The following is a 15659-nucleotide window of genomic DNA, read 5'->3' as shown; positions in this document are numbered from 1 at the left end:
TCAGCCGACCTTTGGCGGGGCGGCAGACATGGAGGCCAGGAAATCGAAATTGGCGGCCCGCACGAAATGATCCGGCCCGGCCTCCAGCAGTGGCCGTTCGACGCCGTCCACCACGGTGAACGGTTCCGGCCATTCGCGACGGCCGATCTCGCCGGCGGAGGGAATATGCGCGAAGTCGAGCTGACGCGCGGGATCCGCGTGCGGCACTGCTTGCATGAGCATCTGCGTATAGGGATGCAGCGGTGCGTGAAACAACTCCCGACGTGGCGCGATCTCGACGATCTCGCCGTCGCACATCACCGCGATACGATCGGCGACGTAATTCACGACCGCCAAATTGTGGGAGATGAACAGATAGGTGAGCCCGCAAAGGCGCTGGAGATCCTTCAACAGGTTGAGAATCTGCGCTTGCACCGAAACGTCGAGGGCGGCCACCGGCTCGTCGCAGATCAGCAATTCCGGTTGCAGGGCCAGGGCGCGGGCGATGCCGATCCGCTGGCGCTGCCCGCCCGAAAAGCTGTGCGGATAGCGATTGGCGTATTGCGCTTCCAGCCCCACCGCGGCCAGCAGGCGCTCGATCCGCCGCTGCTTCTCGGATCCGCCGCTCTTGCGGTGGATCTCGAACGGTTCGGCCAGGATCGCGCCGACGGTCATGCGCGGATCGAGCGAGGAGAACGGGTCCTGGAAAACATATTGCAGGCAGTTGCGAACCGCGAAGAGTTCTGCCCGGTCGGCGTTGACGAGGTCGACAGGCCCTGACCGGGCGTTGAACACCATCGAACCGGAATCCACCGCGACGGCGCGCATGATGGCGCGGGCCAGCGTCGTCTTGCCGGAACCGGATTCGCCGACGAGGCCGAGACACTCGCCGCGGCGAACGGTCAAGGACACATCCTTGAGCGCATGCACACCCGGCGTTGGCGCCCGCGAGAAAAGGCGTTTGTCGCTACGCCGCGAAAAGCTCTTGCTGAGCCCCTTGAGTTCAAGCAGCGGTTCGCCTGGCACGCCCACCGATTCCCGCGTGAACAGTGCCTCGGCATCGACCTTGATCTCGCGGATCGGCTTGAGGCGTGGCGCCTCTTCCCGGTCGAGATCGGGAACCGCCTTCATCAGCGAAATCAGATAAGGGTGCTGCGGGCGCGCGAAAATCGCCGCCGCCGAGCCGGACTCCATGACCTTGCCGTGGTGCATGACGACCACTTCCTCGGCGAGATTGGCGACCACGCCGAGATCATGGGTGATCAGCAGGACGGCCATGCCGAGTTCGGCCTGCATGTCGCGCAGGAGCTTGAGTATTTGCGCCTGCAAGGTGACGTCGAGGGCGGTCGTGGGCTCGTCGGCGATGAGCAGCGCCGGCTTGCAGATCAGCGCCATCGCGATCATCGCCCGTTGGCGCAGGCCGCCCGACAATTCGAACGGATAGGATTTCAGCGCCCGCTCCGGTTCGGGAAACCGCACCAGCCGCAGCGTCTCGATCGTGCGCTCGCGGGCCTCTGCGCCATTGCCGCGTCCGTGCACTTCGAGCACTTCGCCGATCTGGTCGCCGAGCGTATGGAGCGGCGAGAAGGAGGTCATCGGCTCCTGGAAGACGATGGAGATGGATTGGCCGCGGATCGCCCGGAAGCGAGAACTCCTCGGCGACAACGCCGCAAGATCGACGACGCCCTGCAGAGGGTCGCGGAACAGGATGCGGCCACCGGTAATCAGGGCGCCCTTCGGCAACAGTCCGAGGATAGCCTGCGAGGTCACGGTCTTGCCGGAGCCCGATTCACCGACCAGCGCAACGGTTTGTCCGGCGCCAATCGTCATCGACAGGCCGTTGACCGCCCTGACCATGCCGGCCATCGAGCGGAACTCGACCGACAGGGATTGGATCGACAGAAGCGCCGAGGCGTCGCTCGGCCCGGTCTCCAGACTATCCGACACGGGCCGTTCCAGAGTCGCCGTCTCGCTCGCCACGCCCATCCTCCCCTGCGCCGCCCGACGCTTCCCGGCGGGAGGCGGAGCGGCCATCGCACCGATTGCACCACGATCCCGCAGGCGAAGTCATGCGATTTCTCGATCGCATGGCGTCCATCTACCGGGCCATCCGGCTGCGATCATCGCCGTTGCCAAGTGCCTCGATCATTCGTGCCGCATGGGCCGCGCCATCGAGATCGATCGACGGACGTTTGGCGCTCGGTCGCTCCAGAGTCTCGGCGATCGCCGCCGCCATCGTCGGCGGGGAGAGTTCGGACGTCTTGACCACTGATAAGAGCCCCATGTCCCGCATGCGTTCCGAGCGGTGCCATTGCTCGGTCTCCTCGCCCTCGTCATACGGGACCACCACGGCGGGCGCCTCAGCCCGCAGGAGATTCATCACCGTGTTGTAGCCGGCCTGCGAAATCGACAGGGCGCAGCCGTCGAGCAGTTCCTGGAAATTCGGCGCAAAGCGCGAGACGACGGTCCGCTCGTCCGCCCTCGCGGACAATTCCTCAAAGGCCACGGCGGGAAAGCGGGGCCCGGTGAAGAAGCGCCAGACCCGGTCGGCAAGCGGTGTCGACGGACGGGCTTCCATCGCCGCCCGCATCAAATCGCCGGCGGCCGCGCCGCCGCCGGCCGAGACGATCACCTCACCATTCGGCGCTCCGCGAACCCGCTCGGCCGGCTCGGTCACATAGCCGGTGTAGCCAATGAGATCGGCGAGTTCCTCCGCATGCGGATAAGTCTCCTCGAAGGCGAAGAGCGACGGATCGGAATGGACGAGCACGGCGTCGAGATGTGCGCGCGCAATCGCTGCGCCCTTGGCTGCCCGTTCGGGATGCTTGGTCGCGACCAGGATGTCCCGGACCGAGGTGACGCATTTGACCCGCGGCTTGTCGCGGGCGGCGCGTTCGAGCAGCGGCAGGAGTTCGAAACCGAAACGCCAGCGCCCGAAGGGATACATCTCCAGGAGGACGATATCGGGCTGGATTTCGTCATAAAGCTGCAACAGCGCGTCCCGCCGCGCCGCGCGCCAGGCATCGGTCACCGGCTCGCCGTCGGCGTCGTAGAGCACCTTGAAATCGGCGCCCTTGAGCTTGGTCGCAGGCAATTGCACGACATCGGCGCCAGCAAAGGGCATTTCGGGTACCGGCATGCCGCCGAGCGCGACGGTCACCGCCATGCCGCGCTTGGCCATGGCGTCGGCGAGAAGTTCGCCGCGCCGCAGATGCCCGACGCCCAGAAGATGCTGCACGTGAAAGAGAACCCGCATCACATCANCATGGCGTCGGCGAGAAGTTCGCCGCGCCGCAGATGCCCGACGCCCAGAAGATGCTGCACGTGAAAGAGAACCCGCATCACATCATCTCTCGTTGGGGCACGGACCGGCTGCGGGCGAGCGTATCACCCAGCGCGCCGTCGAGCGCCTTCGACGCCACGACGAGGTCGTGGCGATCGAGGGTCCGCTTGCGCGCGGCGCGGCCCATTCGCTCTCGCACGGCTGGATCGAGCAGACGCCGAACGCCATCGGCGAAGGCCGGCGCATCGCCTTCCGGGACAATGAAGCCGGTCACTCCGTCCTCGACGACGCTCGGAACGCCGCCGCTGCGGCCGGCGACAACGGGTACGCCCGCGGCCTGCGCCTCGAGAAAGGCCATGCTCCAGGATTCCTTGATCGCCGGCCAGACATAGAGGTCGGCCGCGGCATAAAGGGCCGGCATCTCGGCCGCGTCTGCCGCGCCGTGAAAGGCGACACGGGAACCGAGCCCGGCGAAGGCCTCGCGCACCTGGTCCTCGGCCGGTCCCGCGCCGACGACAATGAGCTGCATCGCCGTGTCGCCGAGCACTTGCAGGGCCTTGGCGAGCAATCGGTACGAGGCGAGCTTCTGGTCCTCCCGCATCATCGCGACGGTGAGCAGCCAGGGACGGTCGCCGGCAAGGCCGTGGCGCGCAGCGAGCCGCGCCCGCGCGGCCTTCCGGTTCGCCGCGGCCTCCGCGTAGGGCCGGACATCGAGGAACGGGGCGAGGTCCAGATAGCGCGCCTCCGGCCGCATCCGGGGGACGACGCAAGGCCGGTCGGCCGGATTGAGACCGACGACGAGATCGGCCCGCGCGAGCGCCGCCAGGCTCGCTTCATACCCCCGATGCCAGGTCCCGCCCTTGCGCTTGTCCGCCACCGAGGCTTCGGCGACCGCATAGGGAATTCCCAGCGCCGCGACCACACGCGGCCCCAGCCAGTCCGGCGCCTTGTGATAGAGGTGATAGGTGAACCAGAGGTCGATCGGCGCGCGGCCATCGTTCCGGCGTATAATTCGGTCGCCGATCCGCCGTCCGATCCGCTCGATGCGGGCCTGCCGCACCGGGTCGCCGCGATCGTAGCTGCGGAAATTCGAGGGAACCACGACATCGTGTCCGGCTAGCCGCAGCGCCTCGACGAGGCCGCGCGCCACGGTGCGATCCCCGGACGGATGCGAATCGCGCGGCGATTTCATCGGCGCATAGAATGCGATCCTCATGCCATCCCGGCCTTGGAGATCGGACGCAGGCTCGCACGCTTCCAGTCGTAGCCGTCAGCCTTCTTCGTCCGACCGGCGGCGATATACTCGTCCGCGCGCTCGCAAATGGTCTTCAGGCCGTCGAGAATGCCGGGAATCGCCGCGGATTTCGGCCCCGCCTGTCCCGGCAACGCCCGGATGGCGTCGGCCATCGCCGATGCGTCGTCGAGGCGGTCGTCGAGCAGCATCGTCAACAGGCCCAGATCCTCGGCTTGGGAGGCGCGGATATATTGCTCGAGTCGCGGCTGCCGGCGCGGCACGACGACGGCCGGTTTGTCGAAGGAGAGAATCTCGCAAAAAGTGTTGTAGCCGCCCATGGCGACGACGCCTTCGGCCCGCTCGAACAGCGGCTCGATACTCGCCGCGAAGGTGATCACGTCGACGCTGTCGAGCTTCGCCGCCCGACGCTGGAAATCCGCCTGGAAGCCCGGCTCCATGAAGGGACCAAGAACGATCTTGGCGCGAACCCCGATCGCCGGGTCGCTCTCGTAGGCCCGCAGGACCCAGTCGACCAGCATCGTCCCATCGCCGCCGCCGCCGGTGGTGACGAGGACATAGGGTCGCTCGCCGATCCGGATACGGTCGGGTAGCGCGCCCGACGGCTCGTCCGCCCTGTGCAGATAGCCGGTGAACACCGCCTTCTGGCGGACCCGTTCCGACACGCCGATGCCCTCCAGCGGATCGCAGATCTGCGGCAAACCATAGACCCAGATGTCGTCGTAAAATTCCTCAAGCGCCGCGAAGGCGTCCTTGCGCTTCCATTCCTCGGCGAGACGCGAGGGCTCGTCCATGATGTCGCGCAATCCAAGGACAAGGCGCGCGCCGGTGGTCTTCAGATGACGCAGCGAAGCCTCAACCTCGCCGCGCATGCCCAGCGGCTCCTTGTCCACCAGGAAGATGTCGGGGTCGAAAATCTCGGCCGTCTTCTTGATGACGGCGCTGCGAATCTCGGTCAGATCCTCGATCGACAGGCCCGGATTGGAGGGCGCGTAATTGTCCGCGCCGAGCTTGACGACCCCCGGAACGCGGATGAAATCCACCTGCGGCGGAAAGCTGAACGAGCCGACGACCGGGGAACCCGCGACGAGCAGGATGGCGATGTCCGGACGATGGGCGACCAGCGCCTGAGCGATGACGCGGCAGCGGCGCAGATGCCCCAGTCCATAAGTGTCGTGACTGTAGATGAGGACGCGCGGAGGCCGGGCTTTCATGAAATACTCCTGGCGCTCGTGCCGTGCTCTCTGCACGCCACACTGGCGACTTTCCTTTTAGGGCGCAAGATCGCACTATCGGCGGTGCACCCAGTTACAATGCGGCGCTGCCCGATTGAGGCACAGCCCGACATAGGAAGGCGGCAGACCGTTCACGAGCGGGCTGCTTCGATCGCGGGCATGAGCAAACGCGCCAAACTCGTTTCCCCCTTCGTCGGGCGCCGGTCCACCGGCGCGATCCCGGACCGGGTGCAGGAGGTCGTCGCGGAGTTCGAGGCCGACAGCGAGCGCCTGATCGGGTGGGTGCAGTTCGGCATCGGCATTTTCATCACGCTTCTCTATTTCATCTCTCCGCGTCCGAGCGACGCGCTGATGCAACAGCCGGTGCCGGTCAGCCTGGCGATCTATCTTGCCTTCACCGCGCTCCGCCTGTTTCTGTCCTATCGGACCCGGTTGCCTGGCTGGTTCCTGGTCGTGTCAATGCTGGTCGACATCGCGCTGCTGTACGGGCTGATCTGGTATTTTCATATCCAGTATGGCCAAAGCGCCGGCTTCTCCTTGCAGGCACCGACGGTGATGTACGTCTTTATCTTCATCGCCATCCGCGCGTTGCGATTCGATCCGATCTGGGTGATCTCGATTGGCGCGATCGCCGCCCTCGGCTGGGTCGGCATGACGTTCTACGCCATACACGCAGCGGGCATGCAGGCGATCACTCGCAGTTTCGTCGAGTATATCCAAAGCGATCGCATCCTGGTCGGCGCGGAAATCGACAAGATTGTCGCGATCCTCGTCCTGACGATCGTTCTCGCGCTGGCACTAACGCGCGCCAAGCGACTGCTCGCGGCGGCGGTGCTGGAGCATGTGGAACGCGAGGAAATCCGCCGCTTTCTTCCCGCCGACGTCGAGCGGGTCATTACCAAGTCGCCGGTGGCGGTGGTGGCGGGCGACGCCGAAGAACGGGACGCGGCGATCATCGTTCTCGATATTCGCGGCTTCACAAAATTTGTCGAGGCCAACGAACCGAAGCGGGTGGTGGAGACCCTCGTCGGTCTGCATGCGTTGATCGTTCCGATCATCCAGCGCCATGGCGGGATCGTCGACAAATATCTCGGCGACGGCCTGCTCGCGACCTTCGGCGCGACCTCGCCCTCGCAAACGGCGGCGGCCGACGCGTTGCGCGCCCTCGTCGAGATCATGGACGTGTCGGCGCACTGGTCGCGGACCATGGCCGAAGAACACGGTGACGGCTCGCTGCGGGTCAACGGCGCGGCCACCGCCGGCCCGGTGGTCTTCGCCGCGCTCGGCGACGAGTTCCGGCTGGAATACACCGTCATCGGCGACGCCGTGAACCTCGCAGCCAAGCTGGAGAAACACAACAAAGTCGAGGCAACGTCCGCCCTCACCACACGGGGGACATACGATCTGGCATGCATTCAGGGCTTTTCCGCCGCCGAGCAGGCGACGCAACGCGGTGGTTGCCAAGTCGCGGGCGTCGAAAAGCCGACAGACCTCGTCGTCATCGCCGCCTGAACGAGACGCGCCATCAGGGCAGCTTCTGATCGAGCAGGATCACTTCGGAATAGAGGTGATCGACGTCACGGCGCTCGAGATCCGGCGAGCGGAACCAGCGCGGCAGGACGATCCGCTCGATAGTGCCCGGATCGTCCCCCGCCGTCATCCAGCGCGAATCCACCGCCAGCACGCCCCGCTCGCCGGACACAATCGTGTCGGCAATGGCCTGTGCATTGGCCGATAGAAACGCCGGATCGCTGGCGTGCAAAACTTCGTGATAGGCGATCGCGTTACCCTTCAGTTTGCGCTGCCAGACCAGCCAGACGCCGCCGACGATCGCCTGATGCAAATCGAAACCGGCATGACGGGCGAAGATCTCCCGTTGCGGCGGGGTGAGGCGAGAGTCGATCGCCGCGAGGTCACGGACACAGGGAAGCGGCGCGGCGCGCGGCTCCGCAAGCGGCCGGAACAGGCTGCGCGTATCGTCGAGAATGTCGAAACCCAGCGCGCGAATCTTCCGCCCCGTCGCCCGGCGCGCCGTCATCGTGTGATAGGTCACGTCCGGTTTTGCCATTCCGGCCTGAAGCAATGTGTCGCCGGTGCCTCCGCCGCGATAATCGGCAAGGAGATACCAGGAGGACAGATCACAGAAGCGATGCCTTCGCCCGGCAATGTCCCGGTCGCTGTAGATGGTCGCCATGAAACCGACGACGACGCCGCGATCCTCGACCAGCCAGCCGCGCTCGACCCCGGCCGGTCGCCAGGGATAGTCGAGGAGCAGCCGCCAGCGCTCGGGCGGAATCTTCGCGTTCATATGGTCATGAAGAAGCCGTGCTGCCGCTTCGATATCGGCCTCGCCGGCTGGTCTGATGACGACACTCATCGCGGCGGCGCTTTGACGCCGGGCGCGGCGTCGGCGAACAGCGCGCCGGCTTCGGTCCAGCGCACCGCCGGGTGCGCCGCCAGCAAACCCAGGATCTCGTCGAGAAACGCCCAGGTCTCGGCATCATGGTCGAGATGATGGGTGAGGAGACCGAAGGGCTCGTCGGGATCGATCTGGCCGCAGCGGCGATCGGCCAGCCGCTCGGCGCAAAGCCGGAGCAGCTTGTCGCGCCCGGCGAAGCGCGCGCCGCCTTTCCACGTGAGAAGGTCGAGATGGGCATTGACCGCGAAGCTTCCCGCCCCTGCTGGGTTGGCCGAACGCGGGCCGAACACCGAGACTGCGACGAAGCCATGATCGGGGAGCGCCATCGCAATCGCCGGCTCGATGCGATTCCAGGGCGGCACCATGACCGGACAAAATCGCGACCCGAAAGCAGCGACCAGGCGCGCGCGGCCGACAGCGAGCTCGTCGAGGACGGCTGTTGCGGGCCGATCACCGCCGCATTCGACCGCGCGCCGGCCCGCCGCAGCATGGTTTTCGTGAGAGAAGCCGTGCTGCAGGATGGTCACCAACGGGTCATCGATGGCCGGAACGAGCGCATCGGACATCGGCGCAGGGATTACCGCGAGGGCGAGCGGCGAGCGGTAGCGCCGTGCCGCGGCGACGAGGCGGGAGAGCGCGGGGGTCGGCTGCGTCGCATCGTCGTCACGCCACCACAGAGCCACCGTTCGGCCTTCGGCCACCCAATGGTCGAGTTCACGGAGAAGAGCGTCGGCACCTTGCATCGCCGACGCTTAGCGGGAACGCGGTTTGCGGGCAATCGGCCGGGTCGTCGGGTTCAGCACCGGGTCAGTGTCAGTATTTTTCTTCTTCTTCCGCGTCCTGTTCCTCGATCGGGATGTCCTTGCCGATCAGGCGCTCACCATCCTTCTTGCCGCGAAAGGCATTGTCGGTCCGCTCCACGGCGTTGCCGAAAACGTCGCCATCGGTGCCGGTGGTCTGCGGCTCTTGGGTGTTTTTGGGATTCGGCATCGTCGCTCTCCATGCTCAGGTGACAAGGAAACCGCGATATTGCCCCATCTGTTCCCTCTGGAATCCCGATCGGCAGCGACGAGGCGGCTTTTGTGCAGGATGCTCATCACGACGAAAGCGCCCGGCCCCAAAAGGTGCGAACGCTCTGAACCAACAGCGTAATGTGGAGAGATCTGATGGCGGCCTGGGCGCCGCCGTACCATCGGGAGGGAGACATCCTGTTCCCCCTTCCCCCTCACATTCCGACGGGCCCCTACTCCCGTCAACTCCGGACCAGTGCAGCCCTCATGCAGTGATGGCGCTCGGCCGTGCCGGCGCCTCATCCGCTCAGATAATGTCGAGGCTGACCCGTGCGGTGCCGGACTGGATCATGCCGATCTTCGAGGCAGCAGCCTTGGACAGGTCGATCACGCGACCGCCGGCATAGGGGCCGCGATCATTGATACGAACGACGACGGACTTGCCGTTGCGCTGGTTCGTGACGCGGACCTTGGTGCCGAAAGGCAGCGTCTTGTGGGCCGCCGTCATCGAGTTCATGTTGAACTTTTCGCCGTTGGCTGTCGTGCGGCCGTGAAAGCGTTTGCCGTAATAGGAGGCCGCGCCCGAAGCGGCTTTATGGGCACCGTGCGCGGCGACCGGCGCGACACTGACGGTGTATCCGGTAACCAGCGTGCTGGCGAAGAGCGCGGCGGCCAGCGCGGCTTTGGGCAGAAGCTTCATGACAAGTCCTAATATTGCGTGGCGACATTCGCGACGCCGGCCTTGTCGGTAATTGCTGTGACGAAAAGTTGAACGGACCCTGGCAGCAATGGGGTCATTCCGTGATCATGGAACTTTTTTGGATTTGGCCGCAACGCCCGGTCAACCCTGAGCCATCGCGGTGCGTCGGCCTCTTAGATGCGGCAAGGGCATCGCGACCAGGCTACATTCCAGCGCCTGAATCACAATCGTCGGCCACGTTTCACAGCGAGAGCACCGGGGTGCGGCCGCTGTCTTCGAGCTCCCATTGCGCCGTCCAGGCCGCGTCCGCGCGCGACAGAACCAGGTAATTTCGCTCGCCGGTATAGATCGCGCGCTTCGACGGCAGCGGCCGAAGACGGATCTTCCGCTTCCGCAGCGGGCTTTCGCCGACCCGCGCCAGGAGACCGAGCATGCGTGGATAAAAATCGCGCGGCGCCGGATGCGAAATGCCGGATGCGACGAGTTGGTGCAGCCTCGATCCGTCTTTCAACCGCATCTCGCCGCGGGTCGCGAGATGGATCTCGCCGGACACTACCGTGATACAGGCGCGATGACCCTCCTGGCGCTCGGCGAGGAGGCGCAGGAAGCGCTTCCATTCCTCCCGGTGCGCGCGGCTCTGCCATTGATCGCGCAGATCGTCCTCCAGCTCGCGAATCTTCGGCACGATGTCGGCGACCGCCTCGACCCAGCTCAGCCGAGGGCCGAGTGCGGGAACGCTCGACATCAACAGAATGCGCTCGTCATCGGGCGTCGCGGCCATGGCGCGTTCGAACCCGGACCAGCCGGCCTCGCCCATCACCCGGTCGGGACGCCGTTCGCTCCTGAGATCGGGGGCAAGGATGGACAGGCCCGGATAACGCACGGCCAAGCCGAGCGTCCGTCCGCTTGCATCGAACGCGATGTCGGGCAGGGCGCCGTCCTTCGCGGCGAGTTGGAACAGGACAAACATCTCCCGCGCCGCCTCGAAGAGGCCGCGCCCGACCGGGCTGTCGAGCAGGGGCTCGGGATGGCTGCCCCAGCCGTCGATGATGTCGTGATCGTCCCACATCATGATCGAGGGAACGCGAGCCGCCAAGGTTCGCATCGCCGGCCGGGCGAAGGTGGTCAGATAGCGACGGAAATAGAAGCGCCGAACTGCCTCGCGGGCATCGGCGGTGAAGGCAATGTCGGCCCGCTGCCGCTTTGGTCGTTCGGACCAGCGCCGAACCGCCTCATGCGCGGTCAGCACATCGTCGGCATAGAGCTGGTCACCGCCCTGCAGCATCAGCGCGAAGGGCGCGCGCACGTGTTCTTCCACGAGACGGTTCCACATCGCGTCGCGCTCGCCGACGTCGCGGTCCAGATCGCCGTTCTCCTGGCCATTGCAGGAGACATAAGCGATCCGAACGCTCGGATCGTCGGGTGGCATGATCTCGAACCGCTCGCCGCCCAGCCGGTAGGACGCGGGCTGGCCCGCCGGCAAGGAGAAATCGTAGCGCCAGACCACCCGACCGAACAGCGTCGCGATCGGCTGCGGCTCGGTCGCCGCGTCCGCGTCGTCAACGCGAAGCAGCGGCGGCTCGTCGCTCTCCGGCTGCACGACAAGCGCAGCAAGATGGTTGCGATGACCATCGCCGCCGCGCGCATAAAGAAGCGGTCCGATCCGGTCGATGGCCGGATCACCCTTACTCTGTTGAGCGAACATCGACCCCTGCCCGGATTATCGTCAAACGCCCGCGCATCAGCCGCTCGGTAGAGCAGCGGCGGCGTTGCGCTCCGATATAGGTCTATTGGCCCAGGATTCCGCCGACGTCGGACGCTGGATCGTTCGCAGTCGCGACGGAGGTTCCGGCCGCAAGCTCGGTTGAGACACCCGGCAATTCGACGTCACTCGAAAGCCTTCCGGACTTCCCCTGCGGGGCGGCCGCGGCGGCAGCCCGCACGTCGGCCGGCTTTGGGGTGGGCGACTCGGCGGTCAGGCCCTGCCAGAGCGCCAGAAACTGACTGTCTTCCGGCGTCCGCGCCTTGGTCTTTGCGACCGCAGCCACTTGCGTCTTAGCGTCCGTCTTCGGCGTCGGGTTCTGCCTGATCCGATCGATGGCGCCGGAGGCGCCCGCTCCGCGGATTTCCGCCTGGGAGGCCATCCTGACATCGCCGCGACGGCTGCGAGAGACCTTTTCGTAGAACGCGTTGCCCCCCGCGATCACCTTGTAGTTCATGTTATTGTAAGGAAATCTCAGCCCGGCCGTATGAAAGAACTTGGCGTTCTCGACGCCGCCGTGCCGCTTGCCGGAGAGGATCTCGGCGGCCGTCTGCATGGCGAGTTCCTTCCCTGCCCCCATCTGGCGCGTCATCACACCGGGGGCAAACTGGCGCGGTTGGCCGACGACGTCGCAGACATTGGTGGGATAGCGCCCCGATTCCACCCGGTTCATCACCACGGTGCCGACCGCCAGCATCCCCTCGGGGCTCGAGCGGTTGGATTCGAAATACATCGCCCGCGCCAGACACTCCTGGCTTGGCCCGTAGCTCATCGGCTTGATCACATCCTCGATTTCCGGCGTTCCCACGCAGGCGGCGAGGACGAAGGGCAACAGGATGATGGATACGCTCGCGAGGCGGCGGAAAGATCGGATGCTCGTCATGCCGCATCCGTGATGGGAGAAAATGTCCGGAAAGGGGACCGGCGGCGCGATTACGATCAATCCCGGCCGTTTTGACCGCCAGTGTGGCAGAGTCGCCGCACACGCCGCGGCCCCTCGAAGCGAGGGAGAGACAATCACTGGCGTTCAGACGCGGCGCTCGACCATCATCTTCTTGATTTCGGCAATCGCCTTGGCTGGGTTCAACCCCTTCGGACAGGACTGGGTGCAGTTCATGATCGTGTGACAGCGATATAGCTTGAACGGATCCTCCAGATCGTCGAGCCGCTCGCCGGTCGCCTCATCGCGCGAATCGATCAGCCAGCGATAGGCCTGCAAGAGGACGGCCGGCCCGAGATAGCGTTCGCCGTTCCACCAATAGGACGGACAAGAGGTCTGGCAGCAGAAGCACAGGATGCACTCGTAGAGACCGTCGAGCTTCTCGCGATCCGAATGGCTCTGGCGCCACTCCTTCTCCGGCTCGGGCGTCTCGGTCTTCAGCCAGGGCTCGATCGAGCGAAGCTGGGCGTAAGGCACCGTCAGATCCGGGATCAGATCCTTGACCACCGGCATATGCGGCAGCGGATAGACCTTCACCGGCCCGGCGATCTCGTCCATGCCCTTGGTGCAGGCGAGCGTGTTGGAGCCATCGATATTCATGGCGCAAGAACCGCAGATGCCTTCGCGGCAGGAACGGCGAAGCGTCAGGGTGGAATCGACCCTGTTCTTGATCCACAGCAGCGCGTCGAGGACCATCGGCCCGCAGTCGTCGGTATCGACATAAAAGGTGTCGGTGCGCGGATTGTTTCCGTCGTCCGGCGACCAGCGATAGATCTTGAATTCGCGGACGTTCGCCGCCCCCGCCGGTTTGTCCCAGACCTTGCCTTCGTTGATCGTGGAATTCTTCGGAAGGGCGAGTTCGACCATGACGCTTTATCCGGTGCCGGTTGGATTGGCCGCAACATAAAGCGTGCGCTGCAAAACACCAGAGACGAAACAGCCCGGCAGCGGCGCGAATCGTTTGAATGTCCGGGTTTTTCCCGCATTGGCGAGGCCGGGGACAGCAAACGGCCTTGAACAGTTGCGCAAGCAGCCCGACCTCATTAACAAAGCCCCGCCGCACGCCCCGTGCCTGGTGCAAGCGTTTCAAACCCGTTTGCGCGGCAGACCATCATTGCACAGGGCCCACCATCGCACAGGGCGAACTGCGCCGATACGACGCCGGGGATGACGGCCCGATCGACCGGCCGGCTCCCGCGTATTTGATCGACAAACCGACGCCGGCCATGCCGTGCGTCGCTAAAAACCGGATGACACCATGACCTATTCGGTCAAGGAGATTTTCTACACACTTCAGGGCGAGGGCCGAAACGCCGGGCGCGCAGCGGTGTTTTGCCGCTTTGCCGGCTGTAATCTGTGGTCCGGCCGGGAGATCGACCGCGCGACGGCTGTCTGCCAGTTCTGCGACACCAATTTCGTCGGCACCAACGGGACCGGCGGCGGCAAATTCACCAGCGCGCGGGCACTCGCGGCCGCCATCGCCGCGACCTGGGAGGGCGAGACCGTGCCCGGTCGCCTCGTGGTGCTGACCGGCGGCGAGCCGCTTCTGCAGGTCGACGATGCCCTCGTCTCCGCTCTCCACGGGGAAGGCTTCGAGATCGCGGTCGAGACCAACGGCACACTCCCGGTGCCGGTGGCTATCGACTGGATCTGCGTCAGCCCGAAAAGCGGTGCACCGCTCGTCCAGACCAACGGGCAAGAGTTGAAACTGGTCTATCCGCAGGCGAGGGCCGAGCCGGAGCGTTTCGCCGAGCTGGACTTCGACACGTTGTTGCTGCAGCCGATGGACGGACCGGAGCGGGAAGCGAACACGGCGGCGGCGCTCGCCTATTGTCTCGCGCATCCGCGTTGGCGCCTCACCCTGCAAACCCACAAGCTCCTGGGAATTAGATGAAAATCACCCAAGCCTTCACCTTCGAAGCCGCTCACCGACTGCCCCATGTGCCGCAAACACATCGTTGCCACCGGATGCACGGCCACTCCTACCGGATCGAACTGACGCTCGAGGGGCCGGTGGACCCGCGAACCGGATTCGTCGTCGACTTCTTCGACGTCGAGAAAGCCTTCACGCCGCTTCTGGAGCGGCTCGATCACCACACGCTGAACGAGGTCGAGGGACTGGAAAATCCGACTTCCGAGAACATCGCCGTCTGGATCTACGATCGGATGAAGGCTGCGCTGCCCGTCACCGCCTCGGTGAAGGTGTTCGAGACGCCGCAGTGCTGGGCCGAATATGACGGCCGCTGACCAGACCGCCGATCAATCCGCGCTGGTGCTGTTCTCTGGCGGCCAGGATTCGGCGACCTGCCTCGCCTGGGCGCTCGATCGTTTCACTCATGTCGAGACGATCGGCTTCGACTATGGCCAGCGCCATGCGGTGGAGCTCACCGTGCGGTTCGACGCGCTCGCGGCGATCCGCGCGCGCTTTCCGGCCTGGGACGACCGGTTGGGGGAAGACCATCTGGTCGACCTGACGACGCTGGCCAAGGTCAGCGAGACCTCACTGACGCGCGACGTCGCGATCGCCATGCAGGCCGACGGCCTGCCCAACAGCTTCGTGCCCGGCCGCAATCTCCTGTTCTTGACCTTCGCGGGAGCGGTCGCCTATCGGCGCGGGATCAAGCACCTGGTGACGGGGGTCTGCGAGACCGACTACTCCGGCTATCCCGACTGCCGCGACGACACCATGAAGGCAATGCAGCTCGCTCTCAATCTGGGCATGGAGCGCCGCTTCGTCATTCACACGCCGCTGATGTGGATCGACAAGGCCGAGACCTGGGCGATGGCCGAGGACATCGGCGGCGCGGCCCTCCTCGATCTCATCCGCGACGAGACCCATACCTGCTACAATGGCGACCGGAGCCACCGACACGAATGGGGCTATGGCTGCGGCACCTGCCCCGCCTGCGAGCTGCGGGCGGACGGCTACAGCCGGTTTCAGGCAGGGATTTCCACGATATCGGAAACTTAGCTCGACTTTGGCCATTTTGAGCGGGTTTTCGCTCAAGCGTGGATCCAGAAATCCGGCTCGGCGGCGATATAGTCGAGAGCCTTGTCGAGCGGCATCGTGGCGATGCCG

General features: G+C 65.3%; 15 protein-coding genes. 4 read left to right on the top strand and 11 right to left on the bottom strand.

Going from position 1 to position 15659, the window contains the following annotated elements:
* The 4 genes from VQ045_RS17910 to VQ045_RS17895 form a co-directional block, all read right to left on the bottom strand.
* Complete coding sequence (locus VQ045_RS17910) at positions 1 to 1845, bottom strand: ABC transporter ATP-binding protein (RefSeq protein ID WP_442873048.1); 1845 nt, start codon at positions 1843 to 1845, stop codon at positions 1 to 3.
* 232 nt (positions 1846 to 2077) lie between these two features.
* The gene (locus VQ045_RS17905) at positions 2078 to 3235 is read right to left on the bottom strand and encodes a glycosyltransferase family protein (protein ID WP_327622698.1); all 1158 of its coding nucleotides are present in this window, start codon (positions 3233 to 3235) and stop codon (positions 2078 to 2080) included.
* Between the two features lie 85 nt (positions 3236 to 3320).
* On the bottom strand, positions 3321 to 4478 hold the full coding sequence (locus VQ045_RS17900) for a glycosyltransferase family 4 protein (protein WP_327622699.1): 1158 nt from the start codon (positions 4476 to 4478) through the stop codon (positions 3321 to 3323).
* On the bottom strand, positions 4475 to 5728 hold the full coding sequence (locus VQ045_RS17895; protein WP_331831066.1) for a glycosyltransferase family protein: 1254 nt from the start codon (positions 5726 to 5728) through the stop codon (positions 4475 to 4477). The genes VQ045_RS17900 and VQ045_RS17895 overlap by 4 nt, the downstream gene beginning before the upstream one ends.
* Positions 5729 to 5908: 180 nt before the next feature.
* On the opposite strand from VQ045_RS17895, the gene VQ045_RS17890 reads away from it, so the two are divergent.
* A complete protein-coding gene (locus VQ045_RS17890; protein WP_331831065.1) occupies positions 5909 to 7261 on the top strand; it encodes an adenylate/guanylate cyclase domain-containing protein in 1353 nt (450 codons plus the stop codon).
* 13 nt (positions 7262 to 7274) lie between these two features.
* Here the strand turns inward: VQ045_RS17890 and VQ045_RS17885 are convergent, their stop codons facing one another.
* The 7 genes from VQ045_RS17885 to VQ045_RS17855 form a co-directional block, all read right to left on the bottom strand.
* Positions 7275 to 8126, bottom strand: coding sequence for a GNAT family N-acetyltransferase (locus VQ045_RS17885; protein WP_331831064.1), 852 nt, complete (start codon positions 8124 to 8126; stop codon positions 7275 to 7277).
* Complete coding sequence (locus tag VQ045_RS17880) at positions 8123 to 8911, bottom strand: polysaccharide deacetylase family protein (protein ID WP_327622703.1); 789 nt, start codon at positions 8909 to 8911, stop codon at positions 8123 to 8125. The genes VQ045_RS17885 and VQ045_RS17880 overlap by 4 nt, the downstream gene beginning before the upstream one ends.
* A 70-nt stretch (positions 8912 to 8981) precedes the next feature.
* Positions 8982 to 9158, bottom strand: a complete 177-nt coding sequence (locus VQ045_RS17875) for a hypothetical protein (protein WP_327622704.1) — start codon at positions 9156 to 9158, stop codon at positions 8982 to 8984.
* 327 nt (positions 9159 to 9485) lie between these two features.
* Entirely contained in the window at positions 9486 to 9878 is a 393-nt protein-coding gene (locus VQ045_RS17870; protein ID WP_327645320.1) for a septal ring lytic transglycosylase RlpA family protein, read from the bottom strand.
* Between the two features lie 241 nt (positions 9879 to 10119).
* Positions 10120 to 11583 (bottom strand): alkaline phosphatase D family protein, encoded by a 1464-nt coding sequence (locus VQ045_RS17865; RefSeq protein ID WP_327645322.1) that lies wholly within the window; start codon positions 11581 to 11583, stop codon positions 10120 to 10122.
* Between the two features lie 82 nt (positions 11584 to 11665).
* Positions 11666 to 12523, bottom strand: coding sequence for a cell wall hydrolase (locus VQ045_RS17860; RefSeq protein ID WP_327645323.1), 858 nt, complete (start codon positions 12521 to 12523; stop codon positions 11666 to 11668).
* 144 nt (positions 12524 to 12667) lie between these two features.
* Positions 12668 to 13447 (bottom strand): succinate dehydrogenase iron-sulfur subunit, encoded by a 780-nt coding sequence (locus tag VQ045_RS17855; RefSeq protein WP_327622708.1) that lies wholly within the window; start codon positions 13445 to 13447, stop codon positions 12668 to 12670.
* Between the two features lie 391 nt (positions 13448 to 13838).
* Here VQ045_RS17855 and queE point away from each other — a divergent pair, with 391 nt between their 5' ends.
* Genes queE through queC form a run of 3 tightly spaced genes read left to right on the top strand, consistent with a single transcriptional unit; the run spans position 13839 to position 15551 of the window.
* Positions 13839 to 14474, top strand: coding sequence for a 7-carboxy-7-deazaguanine synthase (queE, locus tag VQ045_RS17850; RefSeq protein ID WP_331831063.1), 636 nt, complete (start codon positions 13839 to 13841; stop codon positions 14472 to 14474).
* Positions 14471 to 14827, top strand: coding sequence for a 6-carboxytetrahydropterin synthase QueD (gene queD / locus VQ045_RS17845; RefSeq protein ID WP_327622710.1), 357 nt, complete (start codon positions 14471 to 14473; stop codon positions 14825 to 14827). The genes queE and queD overlap by 4 nt, the downstream gene beginning before the upstream one ends.
* The gene (queC, locus tag VQ045_RS17840; RefSeq protein ID WP_331831062.1) at positions 14814 to 15551 is read left to right on the top strand and encodes a 7-cyano-7-deazaguanine synthase QueC; all 738 of its coding nucleotides are present in this window, start codon (positions 14814 to 14816) and stop codon (positions 15549 to 15551) included. Before queD ends, queC begins: the two co-directional genes overlap by 14 nt.
* The last annotated feature ends 108 nt before the right edge of the window (positions 15552 to 15659 follow it).

It is taken from the genome of Aurantimonas sp. E1-2-R+4 (assembly GCF_036549515.1).
Classification (GTDB): domain Bacteria; phylum Pseudomonadota; class Alphaproteobacteria; order Rhizobiales; family Rhizobiaceae; genus Aurantimonas; species Aurantimonas coralicida_A.
This window is presented reverse-complemented; position numbering and strand designations above follow the sequence as displayed.

Excerpts from the sequence above, each read along its gene's own strand:
- VQ045_RS17910 (WP_442873048.1), bottom strand. The coding sequence starts at position 1,845 with ATGGCCGGCATGGTCAGGGCGGTCAACGGCCTGTCGATGACGATTGGC.
- VQ045_RS17905 (WP_327622698.1), bottom strand. The coding sequence starts at position 3,235 with ATGCGGGTTCTCTTTCACGTGCAGCATCTTCTGGGCGTCGGGCATCTG.
- VQ045_RS17900 (WP_327622699.1), bottom strand. The coding sequence starts at position 4,478 with ATGAGGATCGCATTCTATGCGCCGATGAAATCGCCGCGCGATTCGCAT.
- VQ045_RS17895 (WP_331831066.1), bottom strand. The coding sequence starts at position 5,728 with ATGAAAGCCCGGCCTCCGCGCGTCCTCATCTACAGTCACGACACTTAT.
- VQ045_RS17890 (WP_331831065.1), top strand. The coding sequence starts at position 5,909 with ATGAGCAAACGCGCCAAACTCGTTTCCCCCTTCGTCGGGCGCCGGTCC.
- VQ045_RS17885 (WP_331831064.1), bottom strand. The coding sequence starts at position 8,126 with ATGAGTGTCGTCATCAGACCAGCCGGCGAGGCCGATATCGAAGCGGCA.
- VQ045_RS17880 (WP_327622703.1), bottom strand. The coding sequence starts at position 8,911 with ATGCAAGGTGCCGACGCTCTTCTCCGTGAACTCGACCATTGGGTGGCC.
- VQ045_RS17875 (WP_327622704.1), bottom strand. The coding sequence starts at position 9,158 with ATGCCGAATCCCAAAAACACCCAAGAGCCGCAGACCACCGGCACCGAT.
- VQ045_RS17870 (WP_327645320.1), bottom strand. The coding sequence starts at position 9,878 with ATGAAGCTTCTGCCCAAAGCCGCGCTGGCCGCCGCGCTCTTCGCCAGC.
- VQ045_RS17865 (WP_327645322.1), bottom strand. The coding sequence starts at position 11,583 with ATGTTCGCTCAACAGAGTAAGGGTGATCCGGCCATCGACCGGATCGGA.
- VQ045_RS17860 (WP_327645323.1), bottom strand. The coding sequence starts at position 12,523 with ATGACGAGCATCCGATCTTTCCGCCGCCTCGCGAGCGTATCCATCATC.
- VQ045_RS17855 (WP_327622708.1), bottom strand. The coding sequence starts at position 13,447 with ATGGTCGAACTCGCCCTTCCGAAGAATTCCACGATCAACGAAGGCAAG.
- queE (WP_331831063.1), top strand. The coding sequence starts at position 13,839 with ATGACCTATTCGGTCAAGGAGATTTTCTACACACTTCAGGGCGAGGGC.
- queD (WP_327622710.1), top strand. The coding sequence starts at position 14,471 with ATGAAAATCACCCAAGCCTTCACCTTCGAAGCCGCTCACCGACTGCCC.
- queC (WP_331831062.1), top strand. The coding sequence starts at position 14,814 with ATGACGGCCGCTGACCAGACCGCCGATCAATCCGCGCTGGTGCTGTTC.